17 protein-coding genes and 1 pseudogene are annotated in these 20,652 nt (G+C 72.2%); 11 read left to right on the forward strand and 7 right to left on the reverse strand.

The window, feature by feature from the left end:
- Positions 1 to 11: 11 nt before the first annotated feature.
- On the reverse strand, positions 12 to 794 hold the full coding sequence (locus AB0924_RS17760; RefSeq protein WP_366911880.1) for a DUF4190 domain-containing protein: 783 nt from the start codon (positions 792 to 794) through the stop codon (positions 12 to 14).
- A gap of 123 nt (positions 795 to 917) precedes the next feature.
- Here AB0924_RS17760 and AB0924_RS17765 point away from each other — a divergent pair.
- Positions 918 to 2,074: pseudogene (locus tag AB0924_RS17765) on the forward strand (adenosine deaminase).
- A gap of 101 nt (positions 2,075 to 2,175) precedes the next feature.
- Positions 2,176 to 2,862 (forward strand): glycerophosphodiester phosphodiesterase, encoded by a 687-nt coding sequence (locus AB0924_RS17770; protein WP_358935749.1) that lies wholly within the window; start codon positions 2,176 to 2,178, stop codon positions 2,860 to 2,862.
- 65 nt (positions 2,863 to 2,927) lie between these two features.
- Here the strand turns inward: AB0924_RS17770 and AB0924_RS17775 are convergent, their stop codons facing one another.
- Positions 2,928 to 3,455 (reverse strand): hypothetical protein, encoded by a 528-nt coding sequence (locus tag AB0924_RS17775; RefSeq protein WP_358935748.1) that lies wholly within the window; start codon positions 3,453 to 3,455, stop codon positions 2,928 to 2,930.
- A 206-nt stretch (positions 3,456 to 3,661) separates the two neighbouring features.
- On the opposite strand from AB0924_RS17775, the gene AB0924_RS17780 reads away from it, so the two are divergent.
- Together AB0924_RS17780 and AB0924_RS17785 are read left to right on the forward strand one after the other, a co-directional pair.
- Positions 3,662 to 6,061, forward strand: a complete 2,400-nt coding sequence (locus AB0924_RS17780; RefSeq protein WP_366911881.1) for an excinuclease ABC subunit UvrA — start codon at positions 3,662 to 3,664, stop codon at positions 6,059 to 6,061.
- Between the two features lie 167 nt (positions 6,062 to 6,228).
- A complete protein-coding gene (locus tag AB0924_RS17785) occupies positions 6,229 to 7,266 on the forward strand; it encodes an acyltransferase family protein (RefSeq protein WP_358935744.1) in 1,038 nt (345 codons plus the stop codon).
- Here AB0924_RS17785 and AB0924_RS17790 read toward each other — a convergent pair.
- Positions 7,263 to 8,450 carry a spermidine/putrescine ABC transporter substrate-binding protein gene (locus AB0924_RS17790; RefSeq protein WP_366911883.1) on the reverse strand — a complete coding sequence of 396 codons (1,188 nt, stop codon included), beginning with the start codon at positions 8,448 to 8,450 and terminating at the stop codon, positions 7,263 to 7,265. The genes AB0924_RS17785 and AB0924_RS17790 overlap by 4 nt on opposite strands.
- A 262-nt stretch (positions 8,451 to 8,712) precedes the next feature.
- Entirely contained in the window at positions 8,713 to 10,152 is a 1,440-nt protein-coding gene (locus AB0924_RS17795; RefSeq protein WP_358935740.1) for a gamma-aminobutyraldehyde dehydrogenase, read from the reverse strand.
- Positions 10,153 to 10,357: 205 nt separating this feature from the next.
- Between AB0924_RS17795 and AB0924_RS17800 the strand changes: the two genes are divergently transcribed.
- From AB0924_RS17800 to AB0924_RS17830, 7 genes are all read left to right on the forward strand, one after another.
- A complete protein-coding gene (locus AB0924_RS17800; RefSeq protein ID WP_351664264.1) occupies positions 10,358 to 10,879 on the forward strand; it encodes an Lrp/AsnC family transcriptional regulator in 522 nt (173 codons plus the stop codon).
- Complete coding sequence (locus AB0924_RS17805) at positions 10,864 to 12,246, forward strand: aspartate aminotransferase family protein (RefSeq protein ID WP_366911884.1); 1,383 nt, start codon at positions 10,864 to 10,866, stop codon at positions 12,244 to 12,246. The genes AB0924_RS17800 and AB0924_RS17805 overlap by 16 nt, the downstream gene beginning before the upstream one ends.
- Before the next feature lie 208 nt (positions 12,247 to 12,454).
- Positions 12,455 to 13,195 carry an ATP-binding cassette domain-containing protein gene (locus AB0924_RS17810; RefSeq protein ID WP_358935736.1) on the forward strand — a complete coding sequence of 247 codons (741 nt, stop codon included), beginning with the start codon at positions 12,455 to 12,457 and terminating at the stop codon, positions 13,193 to 13,195.
- On the forward strand, positions 13,177 to 14,553 hold the full coding sequence (locus AB0924_RS17815) for a hypothetical protein (protein ID WP_358935733.1): 1,377 nt from the start codon (positions 13,177 to 13,179) through the stop codon (positions 14,551 to 14,553). Before AB0924_RS17810 ends, AB0924_RS17815 begins: the two co-directional genes overlap by 19 nt.
- Before the next feature lie 111 nt (positions 14,554 to 14,664).
- Positions 14,665 to 15,072 (forward strand): VOC family protein, encoded by a 408-nt coding sequence (locus tag AB0924_RS17820; protein ID WP_358935731.1) that lies wholly within the window; start codon positions 14,665 to 14,667, stop codon positions 15,070 to 15,072.
- 45 nt (positions 15,073 to 15,117) lie between these two features.
- Positions 15,118 to 16,245, forward strand: coding sequence for an LOG family protein (locus AB0924_RS17825; RefSeq protein ID WP_366911885.1), 1,128 nt, complete (start codon positions 15,118 to 15,120; stop codon positions 16,243 to 16,245).
- A gap of 159 nt (positions 16,246 to 16,404) precedes the next feature.
- A complete protein-coding gene (locus AB0924_RS17830; protein ID WP_366911886.1) occupies positions 16,405 to 17,097 on the forward strand; it encodes an LAETG motif-containing sortase-dependent surface protein in 693 nt (230 codons plus the stop codon).
- 76 nt (positions 17,098 to 17,173) lie between these two features.
- Here the strand turns inward: AB0924_RS17830 and AB0924_RS17835 are convergent, their stop codons facing one another.
- Genes AB0924_RS17835 through AB0924_RS17845 form a run of 3 tightly spaced genes read right to left on the reverse strand, consistent with a single transcriptional unit; the run spans position 17,174 to position 20,619 of the window.
- Entirely contained in the window at positions 17,174 to 17,971 is a 798-nt protein-coding gene (locus AB0924_RS17835) for a maleylpyruvate isomerase family mycothiol-dependent enzyme (RefSeq protein WP_366911887.1), read from the reverse strand.
- 24 nt (positions 17,972 to 17,995) lie between these two features.
- Positions 17,996 to 19,018, reverse strand: coding sequence for an ABC transporter ATP-binding protein (locus AB0924_RS17840; protein ID WP_366911889.1), 1,023 nt, complete (start codon positions 19,016 to 19,018; stop codon positions 17,996 to 17,998).
- On the reverse strand, positions 19,018 to 20,619 hold the full coding sequence (locus AB0924_RS17845; protein ID WP_358935881.1) for an iron ABC transporter permease: 1,602 nt from the start codon (positions 20,617 to 20,619) through the stop codon (positions 19,018 to 19,020). Before AB0924_RS17845 ends, AB0924_RS17840 begins: the two co-directional genes overlap by 1 nt.
- Between the last annotated feature and the right edge of the window lie 33 nt (positions 20,620 to 20,652).

Raw genomic sequence — 20,652 nt, forward strand, 5'->3', positions numbered from 1 at the left:
CGGGGCCGGGGTCAGCCCCGCGTCAGCACGGGTGCCGGCACCCGGGGCGCGGAGTTGTAGTACGGGTCGTCGTAGTCGCTGTCGTGCTTCTTGTCCTCGTTGACCGCCATCACGATGGCGAAGACGAGGAACGCGACGACGGCGAGGCCGACGATGATCCCGATGATGCCCGTGATGAAGCCGGCCTGGGCCTGGCCGTGGTTGGTGGCCTCGCCCCGCTCGGCCCGCTTCTTGCCCTTGACGCCGAGCACCACGGCTATCACGCCGAGCACGAGGGACACCACGCCGTAGAGGCAGAACAGGCAGATGGACAGGATGCCCAGCACCATCGCCGCGGTGCCCATGCCGTTCTGCGGGCCCATCGGCATGCCGGGCCAGCCGTAGCCCTGCTGCGGGTACGCGGGGTAGCCGTAACCGCCCGGAGCGGCGGGGCCCGGGCCGCCGGGCGCGGCCGGCGGGGGTGGCATGGCGGACTCGGTCCAGCCCTGGGCCGGTGGCGGCGGCGGTGCGGGCGGGCCGAAGCCCGGCGCCCCGAAGCCGGGGCCCGGCGCGGAGATCATGGTGGCCTGGTCGTGCACGGACGGCTGCGGCGCCGGGGGCTGCTGCGGGGCGGCGGCCGGGGGCTGCGGGGCCTGACCGGGCTGCTGGTCCTGCACGGGGGGCTGCTGCGCGGGGGGCTGCTGCCCGAACGCGCCGGGCTGCGGGCCCTTCTCCAGCGAAGGCTTGCTCTCGGGCGACGCCCACGGGTCGAAGCCCCCGCCCCCGCCTGCGCCCTGCTGTCCCTGGTCCGCCACGTCCCCGCCCCTCCATCGATGGTCAGGCCATGGTAAAGCGTCGGTTCCGCGGCCCCGCGCCGGGTCGCCGTTCCCACCGGCGGCCGGGGCGCCGCCTGCGGCCCGGCCTACGATGACCCCCGGATCACCGATCAGCCGATCACCCGCGCCCGGACCACGGATCTCGGTCCGCGGGCGCCGTTCCCGGGGAGGAACCCTTGACCGACCGCAGCGCCGCATCCCGCTCGGTACCCGCCGCAGGCACGCCCGACCGCGATCTGCACGCCTTCATCGCCGGACTGCCCAAGGCCGAACTGCACGTCCACCACGTCGGCTCCGCCTCCCCGCGCATCGTCTCCGAACTGGCCGCCCGCCACCCCGACTCCAAGGTCCCCACCGATCCCGAGGCCCTGGCCGACTACTTCACGTTCACGGACTTCGCGCACTTCATCGAGGTGTACCTGTCCGTGGTGGACCTCATCCGCACCCCGGAGGACGTCCGGCTGCTGACCTACGAGGTGGCCCGCGACCTGGCCCGGCAGCAGGTGCGGTACGCCGAGCTGACCATCACCCCGTTCTCCTCGACCCGGCGCGGCATCGAGGAGACGGCCTTCATGTCGGCGATAGAGGACGCCCGCAAGGCGGCCGAGGCCGAGTTCGGGACCGTGCTCCGCTGGTGCTTCGACATCCCCGGCGAGGCCGGTCTGGAGTCCGCCGAGGAGACCACCCGGCTGGCCACCGACGACCGGATCCGTCCGGAGGGCCTGGTGTCGTTCGGGCTCGGCGGGCCCGAGATCGGCGTACCGCGCCCGCAGTTCAAGCCTTACTTCGACCGGGCCATCGCCGCGGGCCTGCACTCCGTCCCGCACGCCGGCGAGACGACCGGCCCGGAGACGGTCTGGGACGCGCTGACCGAGCTGCGCGCCGAGCGCATCGGGCACGGCACCAGCTCCGCGCGGGACCCCCGGCTGCTCGCCCACCTCGCCGAGCACCGCATCGCGCTGGAGGTCTGCCCGACCTCCAACATCGCCACCCGCGCGGTCGCCGCCCTGGACGAGCACCCGATCAAGGAGTTCACCCGGGCCGGAGTGCTCGTCACCATCAACTCCGACGACCCGCCGATGTTCGGCACCGACCTCAACAACGAGTACGCGGTGGCCGCGCGCCTCCTCGAGCTGGACGAGCGCGGGCTGGCCGGCCTGGCGAAGAACGCCGTCGAGGCGTCCTTCCTGGACGCGGCGGGCAAGGCGCGCGTCGCGGCGGAGATCGACACCTACACCGACGCCTGGCTCGCCCCCTGAAGCCCTGACCGAAGCCCTGACCGAAGCCGCGGTGTCCGAGGCATCGCCTCGGACACCGCCTGAAGCGCTGCCCCTGGGGGGCGCCCACCACAATGGGGGCCATGCAGACCGTGACCGCCGTGGCCCACCGCGGCGCCCCCTACCGTTTCCGCGAGAACACCCTCGACTCGCTGCGCTGCGCGTCCGGCCTCGGCGCGGACGCGGTCGAGATCGACGTACGGCTCACCCGTGACGGCGTCCCCGTGCTGCTGCACGACGAGACGCTGGAGCGGCTGTGGGGGCACCGCCGGCCGCTGCGCTCGCTGTCGGCCGCCGAGCTGACCGGGCTCACGGCCGGCGGGGTGCCGACGCTGGAGCAGGCGCTGGCCGCGACGGACGGCGGCCGGGTGATGGTGGACCTGTGCGGCCGGGTCGACCGCCGGACCGTGCGGGCGGTCATGGACGCCGTCCGGCAGAGCGGGGCCGGCGACCGGGTGTACTACTGCGCGGGCGCCGAGGCCATGCTCGCCGTACGGGCCGCCGATCCGGCCGCCGAGATCGCCCTGACCTGGACGACGCTCGCCCCGCCCCGGCCCGCGCTGCTGGCCGCGGTGCGCCCCCGCTGGCTCAACTACCGCTTCTCCCTGGTCGACCGGGACCTGGCGGCCCGCGTCCACCGCGACGGATACCTGCTGTCGGTGTGGACCCCGGACACCCGCCGCTCCCTGCGCCGGCTGCTCGACCTGGGCGTCGACTCGATCACCACGAACCGCGTGGACACGCTGCACGCCCTGCGCAACGGCGGCTGACCCCCGGTGGTCGGCCCCGGCGGCGGGCCGCGGGGGCCGGCCCGGGCGGCCGGCCACGGCGCGAGTCAGCCGGCGGGCACCGCCACGGCGGCGGCCGGCCCGGTGAGCGCCTCGAGCCGCTTGATCCTCCGGCGCACGACGTACAGCGGCAGGACGCCGAACACCCCGAAGGACATGTCGATCAGCGTCCACCAGAAGGGGATCCCGCGGACCAGCCCGCACACGAGGGCGAGCGGGATGATCCCGGCGCAGGCGATCATCCCGAACTCCACGACCCAGATGTTGCGCACCGGGTCGCGGTAGGGCCCGTAGAAGGCGACCGCGATGACGAGGTGCGCGAAGGCCAGCCAGTCCGTGCCGTACAGCACGAACGGGTACTCGGCGTCGACGGCGTCGAGCCCCTCGCGCACCCGGGTGATCCAGTCCATGAGCCCCGGCAGCAGTTCGGGCACGGACAGCGCGCGAAGTCCGCTCTCCGTCCAGCGCAGTTCGTGCACCAGCGGAAACGCGGTGGCCCCGCTGAGCACGAGGCACACGACGAAGAGAACCAGCCAGACGCGGATGCCCCGGAGCAGGGCGGCTCTGTCACTCATGGCAGGAGCGTACCCGTCATTTGAACGTGTTCAAAACTACTTACGGGCGAGAAATCGGCCGACCGGTCAGGAATCGAGAAGCGCCGGGCCGGGGCGCGCGGCTAGCGTGCTGCCTGAACCGAGCCGGGCGAGCCGAGGGACCGAGCCGGGCGATGCCAGAGGGAACCGCGCGGGCGGCGCCCCCGACGGATGGAGACACGAAGAGCATGGCCACGAGGACGGACGCCACCCAGCCGCCTGCGCCGCACGTCGCCGACAGCCACGGCCTGATCCGGGTGCACGGAGCACGCGAGAACAACCTCAAGGACGTCAGCATCGAGCTCCCCAAGCGCCGGCTGACGGTGTTCACGGGTGTCTCCGGCTCGGGCAAGAGCTCACTGGTGTTCGACACCATCGCGGCCGAGTCCCAGCGGCTGATCAATGAGACGTACAGCGCCTTCGTACAGGGCTTCATGCCGGCCCTCGCCCGGCCCGAGGTCGACGTGCTCGACGGGCTCACGACCGCGATCACCGTCGACCAGCAGCGGATGGGCGGCGACCCGCGCTCCACGGTCGGCACCGCCACCGACGCCAACGCGATGCTGCGCATCCTCTTCAGCCGGCTCGGGCGCCCGCACCTCGGCTCGCCCAAGGCGTTCTCCTTCAACGTGGCCTCGATCAGCGGAGCGGGCGCGGTCACCGTGCAGCGCGCCGGGCAAGCCGTGAAGGAGCGCCGCAGCTTCAGCATCACCGGCGGCATGTGCCCGCGCTGCGAGGGCCGGGGCACGGTCTCCGACATCGACCTCACCCAGCTCTACGACGACTCCAAGTCGCTGAGCGAGGGGGCGCTCACCATCCCCGGCTACAAGGCGGGCGGCTGGAACCACCGGCTCTACAGCGAGTCCGGCTTCTACGACCCGGACAAGGCGATCAGCAAGTTCACCGAGAAGGAGCTGCGGGACTTCCTGCACCACGAGCCGACCCGGATGAAGATCGCGGGCATCAACATGACCTACGAGGGTCTGATCCCGCGGATCCAGAAGTCGATGCTCGCCAAGGACCGGGAGGCGATGCAGCCGCACATCCGGGAGTTCGTGGACCGCGCGGTCACTTTCACCACCTGCCCCGACTGCGCGGGCACCCGGCTGAACGAGGGCGCCCGGTCGTCGAAGATCGGCGGGATCAGCATCGCCGACGCCTGCGCGATGCAGATCAGCGACCTGGCCGCATGGGTGCGCGGCCTGGACGAGCCGTCGGTGGCGCCGCTGCTGGCGAAGCTGGGGCAGACGCTGGACTCGTTCGTGGAGATCGGCCTCGGCTACCTCGCCCTCGACCGGCCGGCGGGCACGCTGTCGGGCGGCGAGGCGCAGCGCGTGAAGATGATCCGCCACCTGGGCTCCTCGCTCACCGACGTCACCTACGTCTTCGACGAGCCCACCGCGGGTCTGCACCCGCACGACATCCAGCGGATGAACGAACTCCTGCTGCGGCTGCGGGACAAGGGCAACACGGTGCTCGTCGTGGAGCACAAGCCGGAGATGATCGCGATCGCCGACCATGTCGTCGACCTCGGCCCCGGCGCCGGCACGGCGGGCGGCGCCGTCTGCTTCGAGGGCACCCTCGACGGCCTGCGGACCAGCGGCACGCTGACCGGCCGGCACCTCGACGACCGAGCCTCGGTCAAGAAGACAGTGCGCAAGCCGACCGGCACGCTGGAGATCCGCGGGGCGTCGGCGAACAACCTGCGGGACGTCGACGTCGACATCCCGCTCGGGGTGCTCACCGTCGTCACCGGTGTCGCCGGGTCCGGCAAGAGCTCCCTCGTGCACCGCTCGATCCCCACCGGGGCGGGCGTGGTGTCGGTCGACCAGACCCCGATCCGCGGCTCACGGCGCAGCAACCCGGCGACGTACACCGGGCTGCTCGACCCGATCCGCAAGGCCTTCGCCCAGGCCAACGGCGTCAAGCCGGCCCTGTTCAGCGCCAACTCCGAGGGCGCCTGCCCCACTTGCAACGGCGCCGGCGTCGTCTACACCGACCTGGCGATGATGGCCGGTGTCGCCACCACCTGCGAGGAGTGCGAGGGCAAGCGGTTCGAGGCGTCGGTGCTGGAGTACCACCTCGGCGGCCGCGACATCAGCGAGGTGCTCGCGATGCCGGTCTCCGAGGCCGAGGAGTTCTTCGGCGCCGGCGAGGCACGCACCCCGGCGGCGCACCGCGTACTCACCCGGCTCTCCGACGTGGGGCTCGGCTACCTCACCCTCGGCCAGCCGCTGACCACCCTCTCCGGCGGCGAGCGCCAGCGCCTGAAGCTGGCCACCCACATGGGGGACAAGGGCGGCGTCTACGTCCTCGACGAGCCCACCTCCGGCCTGCACCTCGCCGACGTCGAGCAACTGCTGGGCCTGCTCGACCGGCTCGTCGACTCCGGCAAGTCGGTCATCGTCGTCGAACACCACCAGGCGGTCATGGCACACGCCGACTGGATCATCGACCTCGGCCCCGGCGCCGGCCACGACGGCGGCCGAATCGTCTTCGAGGGCACCCCCACCGACCTGATCACCGCCCGCTCGACCCTGACGGGAGAGCACTTGGCGGCGTACGTCGGCGACGACGGGAAGAACTGAGCCCTCCCGTCAGGCCCATGCGCGGTGCGGCACCCGCTCCCGCTCCCGGGCGCGCGTTTACCTTGCCCGGGAGCGGCGAGACGCACGGAATGCCGCACTCCGAGGCCAGGACGACGGCCGCCGACGCGAGACCGACCGGTGACGGTGCCGCACGGGTGCCCGCACGCGTGCCGCGAACCGATCGCGAACCGTCCGCGCGGCGGGACGCGTTCTTCGACAACGCGAAGTACCTGGCGATCGTCCTGGTCGCGATGGGGCACGTCTGGGAGCCGCTGCGGGCCGGGAGCCGTGCGGTCAGCGCGCTCTACATGTTCGTCTACGCCTTCCACATGCCGGCGTTCATCGTCATCTCCGGCTATTTCTCACGCCACTTCGAGGCCAGTCCGCGGAACATCCGGCGTCTCGTCACCGGCGTGGTGGTCCCCTATGTCGTCTTCGAGACGGCGTACACCTACTTCACCAGGTGGACCGACGGCGTGCCGGACCGGCCGGTCAGTCTGCTGGACCCGCTGTATCTGACGTGGTTTCTGGCCGCCCTGTTGATCTGGCGACTGATCTCCCCGATCTTCCGCAGCGTGCGCCATCCGCTGCCACTCGCACTCGGGGTGGCGGCACTGGCGACCCTGTCCCCGTCCATCGGCAAGGATCTCGACCTGCAGCGCGCGCTGCAGTTCCTGCCGTACTTCGTGCTGGGCCTGTGCCTGAAGCCGGAGCATTTCCGGCTGGTGCGCCGCAGTCGGGTGCGCGTCCTTGCCGTGCCGGTGTTCGCGGGCGCGCTCGCCTTCGCCTACTGGGCGGTGCCCCGCATGGACGACGCATGGCTCTTCCACCGTTCCGCCGCCGCGGCCTTCGGAGTGCCCGCCTGGTACGGGCCCGTCATGACCGTGGCACTGTTCGGCTGCTCCGTGACGCTGACCGCCTGCTCCCTCGCCTGGGTCCCCGGACGCCGTCTCTGGTTCACCGCGCTGGGCGCGGGCACGCTCTACGGCTACCTGCTGCACGGCTTCTTCGTCCAGGCCGCGAACCACTGGCACTGGTCCGACCACCGCTGGTCCCACACCTCCGCCGGCGGGATCACCGTCTCGGTGATCGTCGCCGCCCTGGTGACCGCGCTGTGCACCCCGCCCGTCCGGCGCGTCTTCCGGTTCGCCGTGGAACCGAGGATGGACCGGGCCTTCCGGCCGGCCTCCCTGGAGTCCCGCTAGAGCCCCACGATCGTGTTCCACCGCTTCGCGAGTTCCGGCCGTTCCGCGGAGGTGATGTCGCGGGCGATGGCCAGGCGGCCGCGCATGGTGGAGTCGGGGAAGATCAGCGGGTTGCCGGCCAGGGCTGCCGTGTCCTTGTCCTTGGACGCGGCCAGGACCTCCCTGGCCGCCGGGACGGGGCAGACGTAGTTGACCCAGGCGGCGAGCCTCGCGGCGACCTCGGGTTCGTAGTAGTGGTCGATCAGGCGCTCGGCGTTGGACTTGTGGCGGGCCCGGTCGGGGATCATCAGGGAGTCCGACCACAGTTCGGCGCCCTCCTCGGGGACGACGAAGCGGATGTCGGGGTTGTCCGCCTGGAGCTGGATGACGTCGCCGGAGTAGGCCTGGCAGGCGAGGACGTCGCCGCTGACCAGGTCCTTGGTGTAGTCGTTGCCGGTGAAGCGGCGGATCTGGCCCCGGTGGACCTCCCGTTCCACCCGGTCGCAGACCCGGTGGAAGTCGTCCGTGGTCCACCGGGTGATGTCCACTCCGTCGCCCTGCATCAGCAGCGCGAACGCCTCGTCCAGCCCGGAGAGCAGGGTCACCCTGCCCTTCAGGTCGCTCGCCCAGAGGTCGGCCACCCCCCGGATCTCACGGCCCAGCCGGCGGCGGTCGTAGGCGATCCCGGTGATGCCGGACTGCCACGGCACCGTGGACCCGCGGCCCGGGTCGAACGCGGGCGAGCGCAGCAGCGGGTCCAGGTGCTCGGCCACGTTGGGCTGGCGGGAGCGGTCCATCCGCTGCACCCAGCCCAGCCGGACGAACCGCGCGCACATCCAGTCGCTGATGACGATCAGGTCGCGCCCGGTGCGCTGGTGGTTCATCAGCGCGGGGCTGATCTTGCCGAAGAACTCGTCGTTGTCGTTGATCTCCTCGGTGTAGCCGACGGAGATCCCGGTGTGCTTCTCGAAGGCGTCGAGGGTGGGCCGCCGGCTCGTGTCGTCGTCATCGGTGTCGATGTACAGCGGCCAGTTCGCCCAGGTGAGTCTCCGGTCGGCGGCGGACTCGTCGGTCACGGACCGGTCGCCGGGCTCGACGTAGGCGGCGGGCACCCCGCAGCCGGCGAGGCTGCCGAGCGCGGCGGCACCGGTGAGCGAGCGCAGCACGGAACGGCGGGACGGGGCGTGCGGGAAGGTCCGGGTCACCCCGGCAGGATGCCGCCGCGGCGCGGGCAGGGGCAATTGACGGGGCGTCGAGCGGACCGGGCCGTACCCGACACCCTGTCCACCGGCGTCCGGGCCCCCGGTACACGCGCGCGGCCCCGGACGGGGAGGTGTCCCGTCCCCGGGGCCGCGGGCCGGTCCCGGTTCCCCGAGCCAGGGGCTCAGGACGCCGGGGGCCGGGTCGTGTCCGCGAGGTCGCGACGCAGGCGTGACCTCGCGGACACGGCCCAAGGCGTCAGGAGGCTCACGCGTCGAGCGACGTCATGACGTGCTTGATCCGGGTGTAGTCCTCGAAGCCGTACGCCGACAGGTCCTTGCCGTAGCCGGACTTCTTGAAGCCGCCGTGGGGCATCTCGGCGACCAGCGGGATGTGGGTGTTGATCCACACGCAGCCGAAGTCGAGCTTCTTGGACATGCGCATCGCACGGCCGTGGTCCTTGGTCCACACCGAGGAGGCGAGGGCGTACTCGACGCCGTTGGCCCACTCGACGGCCTGGTCCTCGTCCGCGAAGGACTGGACGGTGATGACCGGGCCGAAGACCTCGTTCTGGACGATCTCGTCGTCCTGCTTCAGGCCGGAGACGACGGTCGGGGCGTAGAAGTAGCCCTTGTCGCCGACCTGCTGGCCGCCCGCCTCCACCTTGGCGTGCGCGGGCAGCCGCTCGATGAAGCCGGCGACCTGCTTGAGCTGGTTGGGGTTGTTCAGCGGGCCGAAGAGGACGTCCTCGTCGTCCGGCTGCCCGGTCTTGGTCTCGGCGGCGGCCTTGGCCAGCGCGGAGACGAACTCGTCGTGGATGGACTCGTGCACCAGGACGCGGGTCGCGGCCGTGCAGTCCTGGCCGGCGTTGAAGAAGCCCGCCACGGAGATGTCCTCGACGGCCTTGGCGATGTCGGTGTCCTCGAAGACCACGACGGGGGCCTTGCCGCCCAGCTCCAGGTGGACCCGCTTGACGTCCTTGGAGGCGGACTCGGCGACCGACATGCCGGCCCGGACCGAGCCGGTGATGGAGGCCATCGCCGGGGTCGGGTGCTCGACCATCAGGCGGCCGGAGTCGCGGTCGCCGCAGATGACGTTGAAGACGCCCTTGGGCAGGATCGAGCCGAGGATCTCGGCGATCAGCACGGTCGAGGCGGGGGTGGTGTCCGAGGGCTTCAGGACGACCGTGTTGCCCGCGGCGATGGCCGGGGCGAACTTCCACACGGCCATCATCATCGGGTAGTTCCACGGGGCCACCTGGGCGCAGACGCCCACCGGCTCACGGCGGATGATCGAGGTCATCCCGTCCATGTACTCGCCGGCCGAGCGGCCCTCCAGCAGCCGGGCCGCGCCCGCGAAGAAGCGGATCTGGTCGACCATCGGCGGGATCTCCTCGGAGCGGGTCAGCCCGGTGGGCTTGCCCGTGTTCTCCACCTCGGCCGCGATCAGATCCTCGGCGCGCTCCTCGAACGCGTCGGCGATCTTCAGTAGGGCCTTCTGGCGCTCCGCGGGAGTGGTGTCGCGCCAGGCCGGGAAGGCCGCGGCGGCGGCCGCCATGGCGGCGTCCACGTCCGCCTGACCGGACAGCGGCGCGGTCGCGTACGCCTCGCCCGTCGCGGGGTTGACCACCTCGGTGGTCCGTCCGTCGGCGGCGTCCCGGAACTCACCGTCGATGTAGTTGCGCAGACGACGCAGCTCGGTGCTCACTGCCGGCCTCCTGATCTGGTTCGAGGGTTCGAGCTGTCCAGCCCGGACAGCCGCTCCGGCTGTCCGAAGACTGAGACACCCCACCCTAATCGGCGCGCCCACGTTTTCAACACCCCCGCCGCCACCTGTTCTGCGAAATCCGCAAGGTTCGGACTCGTAAACAACGAATTTCATCGCGACGGCCTTGCGAAACTGTCGAGACGTCGTGCACAGTGAGGCCGTGGCCAGTCGAAGCGCAGACCAGAGGGACTCGCCCCGCGAGTCCAGGAACGGCAACAGTCCCCAGCTGGACGCCGTCTCCCTCGCCATCATCCAGCAGCTCCAGGAGGACGGCCGCCGGCCGTACGCCGCGATCGGCAAGGCCGTCGGCCTCTCCGAGGCGGCCGTGCGCCAGCGCGTCCAGAAGCTGCTGGACCAGGGCGTGATGCAGATCGTCGCCGTCACGGACCCGCTCACCGTGGGCTTCCGCAGACAGGCGATGGTCGGGATCAACGTCGAGGGCGATGTCGAGTCGATCGCGGACGCGCTGACCGGCATGTCGGAGGTCGAGTACGTGGTGATGGCCGCGGGCTCGTTCGACATCCTCGCCGAGATCGTCTGCGAGGACGACGACCACCTGCTGGACGTCATCAACAAACGCATCCGGGCGCTGCCCGGCGTGCGCTCCACCGAGAGCTTCGTCTACCTGAAGCTCAAGAAGCAGACCTACATGTGGGGAACCCGATAACCGTGACCGAGAAGGACCTCAGCCGCACCGCGTACGACCACCTGTGGATGCACTTCACCCGCATGTCCTCGTACGAGAACTCCCCCGTCCCGACCATCGTCCGGGGCGAGGGCACCTACATCTACGACGACAAGGGCAAGCGCTACCTCGACGGTCTCGCGGGCCTGTTCGTGGTCCAGGCCGGTCACGGCCGCACGGAGCTCGCCGAGACCGCCTTCAAGCAGGCCCAGGAGCTGGCCTTCTTCCCGGTGTGGTCCTACGCCCACCCCAAGGCCGTCGAACTGGCCGAGCGTCTGGCCAACGAGGCCCCCGGCGACCTGAACAAGGTGTTCTTCACCACCGGCGGCGGCGAGGCCGTCGAGACCGCCTGGAAGCTGGCCAAGCAGTACTTCAAGCTGATCGGCAAGCCGACCAAGTACAAGGTCATCTCCCGCGCCGTCGCCTACCACGGCACTCCGCAGGGTGCTCTGTCCATCACCGGTCTGCCCGGCCTGAAGGCCCCCTTCGAGCCGCTGGTGCCCGGCGCGCACAAGGTCCCGAACACCAACATCTACCGCGCGCCGCTCTTCGGTGACGACCCGGAGGCCTTCGGCCGCTGGGCCGCCGACCAGATCGAGCAGCAGATCCTCTTCGAGGGCCCGGACACGGTCGCCGCGGTCTTCCTGGAGCCGGTGCAGAACGCCGGCGGCTGCTTCCCGCCCCCGCCCGGCTACTTCCAGCGCGTGCGCGAGATCTGCGACCAGTACGACGTGCTGCTCGTCTCGGACGAGGTCATCTGCGCCTTCGGCCGCCTGGGCACGACGTTCGCCTGCGACAAGTTCGGCTACGTCCCGGACATGATCACCTGTGCCAAGGGCATGACCTCGGGCTACTCCCCGATCGGCGCCTGCATCGTCTCCGACCGCCTCGCCGAGCCCTTCTACAAGGGCGACAACACCTTCCTGCACGGCTACACCTTCGGCGGCCACCCGGTGTCGGCCGCGGTGGGCCTCGCCAACCTCGACCTGTTCGAGCGCGAGGGCCTGAACCAGCACGTGCTGGACAACGAGGGCGCGTTCCTCCAGACCCTGCAGAAGCTGCACGACCTGCCGATCGTCGGCGACGTACGCGGCAACGGCTTCTTCTACGGCATCGAACTGGTGAAGGACAAGCACACCAAGGAGTCCTTCAACGACGAGGAGACCGAGCGCGTCCTGTACGGCTTCCTCTCCAAGGCGCTGTTCGACAACGGCCTGTACTGCCGTGCCGACGACCGCGGCGACCCGGTCATCCAGCTCGCCCCGCCGCTGATCTCCAACCAGGAGACGTTCGACGAGATCGAGCAGATACTGCGCGCCACCCTCACGGAGGCGTGGACGAAGCTCTGAGCCCCGGCGCGAGCCCGGATCATCCGACCGGATGATCAACACCGGCCCCGGTGCCGCCCGTTCGAGTGAGAACGGCGGCCCGGGGCCGTGTGCTGTCCGGGCTCCCGCGGCGGGCTGCCTAGCGTGCCAGTGACCGATCGGCCCTGCCTTCGTTCACCCGGACGAGCGATCAGGCACGGGAAAACGGATCAGAACCGAGGTGTTCGCCATGGAGGCCCCGCCGGACAACGACGTGCTCTGGGCACACTCCCTGCAGTTCAGGCACCTGGACGGCTCCCCCGGCCTCGCCGGGGTCTCGCTGGGCGTCCGGGAGGGCGAGATCCTCGCCGTCGCCGGCCCGCGCGGCAGCGGCAAGACGACCCTGCTGCACTGCCTGTCCGGACTCCTCCCGGTGCGCGACGGCGAGGTCTGGTTCAACAGCTCGCCCGTGCACACCATGGGCCCGGCCGCCCGCGAGCGGCTGCGCCGCGACCACTTCGGCTGGGTCGAACCGGCGCCGGTGCTGGTACCGGAGCTGAACGTCTGGGAGAACACCGCCCTGCCCCTGATGCTGCGCGGCATCGGCCGCCGGCGCGCCAAGGTGGCCGCGCTGGAGTGGCTGGAGCGCCTCGACGCCGGCGAGCACGCGCGCAGGCACCCGCGCGAGCTCCAGCAGGCCGAACGCCAGCGGGTGGCCATCGCCCGCGCGCTCGCCCCGGGGCCCACGGTCCTCTTCGCGGACGAGCCGACGGCGCCGCTGCACCGCGGTGACCGGGCGCATGTGCTGCGCACCCTCACCACGGCGGCCCGCTCGCACGGCATCACGGTCGTCCTGGCCACGCACGACGCCGACACCGCCGCCCTCGCCGACCGCACCGTCTCGCTGCTGGACGGGCGGCGGGTGCGGAACGTGCCGCTGCCGGACGCCGCGGAGACGGAAGGCCGGGCGGCGTGCTCGCTCTCCGTCTGACCCGCGCGGCCCGGCCCGCCGTACAGCTGCGCCGGCTGCTGGTGGCCGCGGCCTCGGCGGGCACCGGTTTTCTCCTGCTGTCCTCACTCGGCTACGCGCTGGCCCACCCCGGGACACCGGACACCGCGGTGCCCCGGCTGGCGTGGTGCGTGGTCCCGCTCGCGGCCACGGTGTACCTCGCGCTCGCCGTGGCCCGCACGGATCCCGGCACCCGGCCGCGTCCGGGGCTGTCGGCCGTGGGGCTCGGCCCGGCGCGGCTGATGGCGGTCTCGGTCCTGACCACCGTGCTGTCCTGCGGCCTGGGCTCGCTGCTGGCCCTGCTGCTCTTCCTGCAACTGCGCGGCGACCTGGCGGGCACGCCGATCGACGGCGTGGCGGCCCGGTTCCTGGCCACGGGCCGGTCGCTGCCGCTGCCCGCGGCGCTGACCCTGCTGACCCCGGTCCCCGCGCTCGCCGCCGCGGCGGTCGCGGTCGCCCTGCGCCCCCGGGACCCGCGCCCGCCGGCCGGCGCACCGCGCGCGTTCGGCCGCTTCGGGGCGTACGGCCACTCGGCGCCCCGGGAGACGTTCGGAGCGTACGGGAGGTTCGGGGCGCGGCCGCGCACACCGGCGGCGACGCGGCAGGGCGCGGCGCGGCCCCCGGCCGCCGGGGCCCCCACGGCGGCGGTCACCGAGCCCGAGGTGAACGGGGCCGAGGTGAACGGGGCCGAGGTCCGGGACGCCGACGAAGCCGGTGCCCTCGGCCGCCGGCCCTCCCCGGCCGCCACCCCCGCCGGTCTCCCCTGGGGCATCGCGGCCGTCGCCGCCGGGCTCGCCGTACAGGCCTACTCCGGCGGGCCCGCGGCCACCCCGGCCCTCACCCGCCTGCCCGCCGAGGCCATGGCCGTCCTGGCCGGCTGGGTCCTCACCGCCGCCGGGCTCGTGCTCGCCGCCCCCGGCCTCACCCACCTCTGCGGACGCCTGCTGCAGTCCAGCCGTCCCGGGGTGCTCCGGCTGCTGGCCGGCCGCGTGCTCATGGCGGAGGCCCCCCGGATCGGCCGGCCGCTCGGGGTGGCCTGCGCGGCCGCCTCGGCCACCTACGCCATGACCGTCCTGTACGGGGGTCCGGTCTCGTCCGGCGGCCCGCTCACCGTGCTCGGGGCGCTCGTGGTCACCGGCTGCACCGTGGCGACCCTGCTGACGGCGGCCGTCGAGGCCCGCCAGTGCCGTGCCGAGACGACCGCCGCCCTGCTGCGGCTCGGCGCCCCGCCGGGAACGCTGCGCACCGCCGCCGCCCTGCGCGCGGGCGCCCTGCTGGCGCTGTTCGGCCCGCTCACCCTGGTGATCGCCCACCTCACCGCTCTGGCGTCGGCCCCGTGAGACCCCGCACCGGAGCCGGGCGGAAAAAAACTTCGCCACCCGGCGATGAGTTCCGCCGCCGCCCGCTGTCCAACTCACGACAGCGGCGACCGCAGCCCAGGGAGGCACCCCGTGTACCAGCAGATGATCTTCGTGAACCTGGCCACCGACGACGTCGAGGCCTCGAAGAAGTTCTTCACCCAGCTCGGCTACTCGATCAACCCGCAGTTCAGCACCGACGACTGCGCCTGCGTGGTGATCAGCGACACGATCGTCGCGATGCTGCTGAGCAAGCAGCGCTACGCCGACTTCACCAAGAAGGAGATCGCGGACTCCACCAGGACCAGCGAGGTGCTGATCTGCCTGAGCGCGGAGAGCCGGGAGAAGGTGGACGAGCTGGTCGACAGGGCGATCGCGGCCGGCGGCTCGGCGAGCGGTGACACCCAGGACCACGGCTTCATGTACGGCCGGTCCTTCGACGACCTCGACGGCCACAGCTGGGAGGTCGTGTGGATGGACCCGGCCGCGGTCCAGGGCTGACCCCTTCCGGCCGGGGACGCGCACCCGCACACCTAGCATGGGCGGGTGGATCAGACACCCGCCCAGCCGAACCGAGCCGCCCACGACCGTGAGATCGAGTCCCTCGCCGAGTTCGACGAGGTGGTCGCCGCGCACGGCTCACTGACCCGATTCCGCGTGCAGGCCGTCGATCTGACGGCACGCACGAAGGAGCTGCTCACCGTCGACACCGCGAGCGCCGTCTTCCTCGGCTGCCCGATGGACCCCGAAGCCGCCGCGCACGTCCGCTCGGCCGGCGCCCTGGTCTTCCCGCCTATACCGGGGCTCCCCTTCGATCCGTACCGTGGATTCGCCTACACGCCCGACGAGTTGTTCGCATCGCTCGACGGCGGCTACGAGGCGACGCCCGACGCGCGGGCCTACTCCTGGTTCCAGCGCACCAAGGCGGACGGCGACGTCTTCGCCTCGATGCTGCGCGCGATCCACGACGACTCGGTCTCCGACTCCCTGGACGAACTGCTCGCCGGCGCACGGGTGGTGGGCGTCATGGGCGGGCACGCCATGGCCCGCGGCACCGTCGAGTACGCCGGCGCGGCCCGGCTGGGCCGCGAGCTGACGCGCGCCGGATTCACGGTCGCCACGGGTGGCGGACCGGGCGCGATGGAGGCGGCGAACCTCGGCGCGTACGCCGCGCCCTTCGCGGACGGCATGCTGGAGGAGGCGCTCCTGCTCCTCGCCAAGGCACCGTCCTTCCGGCCGTCCGTCACCGACTGGGCGCGGGCCGCCTTCGAGGTACGCGAACGCTGGCCCGGCGGTGGGGAGTCGGTGGGCATCCCGACCTGGTTCTACGGCCACGAGCCGCCGAACGCCTTCGCCGCGCACATCGCCAAGTACTTCACCAACGCCATCCGCGAGGACGGCCTGCTGGCCCGCTCCACCGCCGGAGTGGTGTTCCTGCCCGGCGCCGCCGGGACCGTACAGGAGATCTTCGACAACGCGACGCCGAACTACTACGAGTCCCGGGGCGAGCCCACGCCCATGGTGCTCGTGGACGAGGAGCACTGGACACGGCGGCTGCCCGCCTGGCCGCTGCTGCGGTCGCTGGCAGGAGGCCGGGCGATGGAGTCCCGAATCAGCCTGGTTGACCGGATCGAGCAGGCTCCCGAGGCGCTGAAACGTCTCCGCGGGCAATAAGCAGGCAAAGTCAACGGGCGTCGGGGGCATATGCATTGACACTTCTTATGGAACGCTTATAGACCTGTGTGTCTCTTGGGGGTGCTGGGACCACATCTCATCCATGTGCCTCAACTCCCCCTTTACCCCCCGCAGTTATGCACTCTGTAAAGGACAAACGTGTCCATAACTCGCCGTAACGCACGTCGTTCCGTGCGCATCCTGGGTGTCGCCTCCGCCTCCGCCGCACTGGCGCTCGGTGTCGCCGGCCAGGCGCTCGCCTGCAACATCAGTGAGTTCTCCGCCGAAGCCAAGTGCGACGGCGACAAGGGCGTCATCGTCGTCACCGACGTCGACCGCTCCGGCACCCCGGCCACCATCACGGTGTTCCGGAAGACCGACGCCGGTGAGACGCCGGTCGGCCAGCCGCAGGTGGTCAAGGGCTCCCGCGAGGGCGCCACGGTGACCTTCCAGGAGGACTGGAAGCCGAACGCGACGTACCGCATCCACGTCAAGACGGACCGGTTCAACGTCGACGCGGACATCAAGGACGGGCTGACGACCCCGGCCGAGGCCTGCAAGAAGGAGGAGTCCTCCTCCCCGAGCGCGCCGGCCAGCCCGTCGTCGAAGCCGTCCCCGTCCGCCCCGGAGGAGTCCGCCACGCCGGCTCCGTCTGCGTCGGAGAGCAGCACCGCCCCGGCGGGCACCTCGGACAACGCGCCGTCTCCGGCGGCCGGTGACTCGAACCTCGCCGAGACCGGTGCCAACTCCAACACCGGCATGATCGCCGGTATCGCCGGCGCGCTCGTCGTCGTCGGCGGGGGCGCGGTCTTCCTCGGCATGCGCCGCCGTGGGGCGAAGAACGGCGCCTGACGCCTGACCTCGCACCACCGCTCGTACAACACCGCGGCCCGTCCCCGTATCCCCGGGGGACGGGCCGCGGTCGTGCTCAGCCGAAGCTGGTCCGCTCGAGCCAGAACTCCAGCACGGCGCGCTCACCCAGCACTTCGAGGCCGGGCGCGTCCAGCGGCAGCCGCCGGTAGAAGGCGAGCAGCACCGAGGTGAGCGGGCCGCGCAGGGCGACGGTGGCCTTCTCGTGGCCGCGGCGCCAGCCGACGCCCTCCTCGCCCAGTTCGACGATCCACTCGGCGTTCAGGGCCGGATCGGTGTCCGTGGCGTGCAGGTGGATGCTGCGGCCGGGGCCGCGCAGTTCCGCCGCGGCCGGGTGAGCCTCGTTCCGCTGCACCCACTCCACGAGCAGCAACCACTCGTCCAGCGCGTCGGCGGCGATGTCGGGCGCCACCTCGTAGGGCAGGCCCGCCGCGAGCGTGGCGTCGGCGCGGTGCACGGTGATCTCGTGCGCCATGCGCCGGGCCCAGAAGCCGGAGTCGAGGCTGCCCGCCCACGTCCACACCGGCGTGCCGGCTCCCGCCTCGCGCAGCGCGGCCACGGCCAACTCGCCGGTCTCCGCGAACCACTTGTCCAGGGCGGCCGCGTCACCCCGCTCCTGCGGTCCGGCTCCGAACGGCACTTGCTCCACCGGGATGTTCTCCTGCGCCCGGGCACGTACCAGGGTGTCCACCCAGCGCAGGGCACCGCCCATGTGGCGCACGAGGTCTTCCAGCGACCACTCCGGGCAGGTGGGCACGGTAGCGGCGAGATCGGCGCCGGAGGCCACCACGGCTCTCAACTGCTGTACCTGAAGGTCGATTTCGTCGCAGTACCGGTCATGTGCGAGCAGAGTCATGCCCTCACCCTAGGCACGCGGTGATCAGCCGAGCACGACGATTTCGGCCGCGTCGAACGCGAGCCCCACCTCGGCCCCCGGCTCCGGCGCGGCCCGGAGCGCGCAGGCCGCCTCCAGGGGCGGGCCGCCGTCCCGGGGCAGCAGCCGGACGGCCACATGGGTGCCCTTGAAGGTGCGGGCGGTCACCGCGCAGGGCAGACCCTCGTCCGCCGCCACGAGCCGCACACCGGCGGGCCGGACCAGCAGCGGATGGTCACCCTGGGGTGAGCCGTCGAGGACGGGCAGCTTGCCCCAGGGGGTGTCCGCGGCGCCGTCGGAGACGGTCGCGGGCACCACGTTCTCGAAGCCGAGGAACCGGGCCACGAACTCGTCCGCGGGCCGCTGCCAGACCTCCAGCGGGGTCCCGGACTGGGCGATCCGCCCGTCCCGCATCACCACCACCCGGTCGGCCAGCGCGAACGCCTCGCCCTGGTCGTGCGTCACGGCGAGCACGGTGGTGCCCAACCGGCGGAAGAGCTCCCGGAGTTCGACCACGAGCCGGTCCCGGAGCGAGCGGTCGAGCTGGCCCAGCGGCTCGTCCAGCATCAGCAGCCGGGGCCGGGGCGCGAGCGCCCGGGCCAGCGCCACCCGCTGCTGCTCGCCACCGGACAGCCCGGCCACGGCCCGCCGGGCCGCCCCCGGCAAGCCGACCAGCTCCAGCAACTCCCCCACCTCGGTGTCCCGTCGCCCCTTGCCGACCCCGTGCATCCGCAGCCCGAAGGCCACGTTGCCGCCGACGTCCCGCTGCGGGAAGAGCTGGTGGTCCTGGAACATCAGGCCGACACCGCGCTTGTGCGCCGGTACGCCCGCCTGGTCCCGGCCGCCGAGCAGCACCCGCCCCGCGTCCAGCGGCTGCAGCCCGGCCACCGCCCTGAGCAGCGTCGACTTCCCGCTGCCGCTGGGGCCGAGCACACACACCACCTCGTGCTCGGCGACGTCGAGTACGACCGCGTCGAGCACGGGCCGGCCGCCCAGGCGCACGGTCGCGGCCTCGAGGCTCAGCAGCATCAGAACTCCCCCGTCCGGTCCGTGCGCAGCCGCTCCAGGACGAGCAGCGCGGCGGCGCACACGACCATCAGAATCGTGGACAGGGCCATCGCCTGCCCGTAGTTGAGCTCCCCGGGCCGGCTCAGCAGCCGGGCCACGGCGACCGGAAGCGTCGGGTTGTCGGGCCGCGCGATGAACACGGTCGCCCCGAATTCCCCCAGGGACACCGCGAAGGCGAACCCGGCGGCGATCAGCAGCGCCCGCCGCACCAGCGGCAGGTCGACCTCCCGCCACACCCGCCAGGGCGAGGCTCCGAGCACGGCGGCCGCCTCCCTCAGCCGGCCGTCCACCGCCCGCAGCACGGGCAGCATGGTCCGCACCACGAAGGGGGCGCCGACCAGCGCCTGGGCGAGCGGGACGAGGATCCAGGACTGTCTGAGGTCGAGCGGCGGCCGGTCCAGGGCGATCAGGAAGCCGAAGCCGACGGTGACGGCGGAGACGCCGAGCGGCAGCATCAGCAGCGCGTCGAAGCCGCGCACCAGCCGGCCGGCGTCCCGGCGGGCCAGCGCTGCGGCGGCGAGCCCTCCGACGGCCAGGGCGATGGCGGTGGCGGCGACGGCGTACTCCAGGGAGGTCCACACGGCGTGCAGCGGCGCCACCAGGAAGGTGCCGCCGTCGGCGTCGGTCAGCGCCCGGTAGTAGCCGAGGCCGGGCGCGTCCAGGGAGCGCTGCACGAGGACCGCGAGCGGCAGCACGAGCAGCAGCGCCACGGTGAGCAGGACTCCGGCGAGCAGCGCCCACTGCCCTGCGCCGCGCGGCCGGCGGGCGGTCACCTTCGGGTCGACCAGGCGCAGCGAGCTCTCGCGCCGCCGTACCGTCCAGGCGTGCACGCCGAGGATCGCGCCCACCGCGACGAACTGGACGAGGGTCAGGACGGCCGCCGTGGAGAGGTCGAAGACCTCCGAGGTCTGCCGGTAGATCTCCACTTCCAGGGTGGAGAACGTGGGGCCGCCGAGGATCTGCACCACGCCGAACGAGGTGAAGGTGAACAGGAAGACCATCAGCGCGGCGGCGGCCACGGCGGGCGCGAGGGCGGGCAGGGTGACCTTCCGCCACGCCGTCAGCGGTGAGGCGCCCAGCATCCGCGCGGCCTGCTCCTGCCGGGGGTCGAGCTGGGCCCACAGCCCGCCGACGGTCCGTACGACGACCGCGTAGTTGAAGAAGACGTGCGCCAGCAGGATCGCCCACACGGTGGTGTCCAGCCGTACGCCCCACAGGTCGTCGAGCAGCCCGCCGCGTCCGACCAGCGCCAGGAACGCCGTACCCACGACGACGGTCGGCAGCACGAACGGGACCGTGACGACCGCCCGCAGCAGGTGTCTGCCGGGGAAGTCGAAGCGGGCGAAGACATGGGCGGCGGGCAGCGCGAGCAGCAGGGTGAGCGCGGTGGAGGCGAGCGCCTGCCAGGTGGTGAACCACAGCACGTGCCCGATGTCCGGCTGGGTGACGACGTCCGCCACCCGCCCGAACCGCCAGCCGCCGTCGGCCTTCAGCCCGCGCACCACGATCGCGGCGACGGGCCAGGCGAAGAACACGGCGAAGAACGCGACGGGCAGGGCCATCAGCCCCAGCCGCGCCGCGCTCCCGCGCGCGGT

Origin of the sequence: Streptomyces sp. NPDC047869 (assembly GCF_040704065.1) — a bacterium.
Classification (GTDB): Bacteria; Actinomycetota; Actinomycetes; order Streptomycetales; family Streptomycetaceae; genus Streptomyces.

Excerpts from the sequence above, each read along its gene's own strand:
- AB0924_RS17770 (WP_358935749.1), top strand. The coding sequence starts at position 2,176 with ATGCAGACCGTGACCGCCGTGGCCCACCGCGGCGCCCCCTACCGTTTC.
- AB0924_RS17775 (WP_358935748.1), bottom strand. The coding sequence starts at position 3,455 with ATGAGTGACAGAGCCGCCCTGCTCCGGGGCATCCGCGTCTGGCTGGTT.
- AB0924_RS17780 (WP_366911881.1), top strand. The coding sequence starts at position 3,662 with ATGGCCACGAGGACGGACGCCACCCAGCCGCCTGCGCCGCACGTCGCC.
- AB0924_RS17810 (WP_358935736.1), top strand. The coding sequence starts at position 12,455 with ATGGAGGCCCCGCCGGACAACGACGTGCTCTGGGCACACTCCCTGCAG.
- AB0924_RS17835 (WP_366911887.1), bottom strand. The coding sequence starts at position 17,971 with ATGACTCTGCTCGCACATGACCGGTACTGCGACGAAATCGACCTTCAG.
- AB0924_RS17840 (WP_366911889.1), bottom strand. The coding sequence starts at position 19,018 with ATGCTGCTGAGCCTCGAGGCCGCGACCGTGCGCCTGGGCGGCCGGCCC.
- AB0924_RS17845 (WP_358935881.1), bottom strand. The coding sequence starts at position 20,619 with ATGGCCCTGCCCGTCGCGTTCTTCGCCGTGTTCTTCGCCTGGCCCGTC.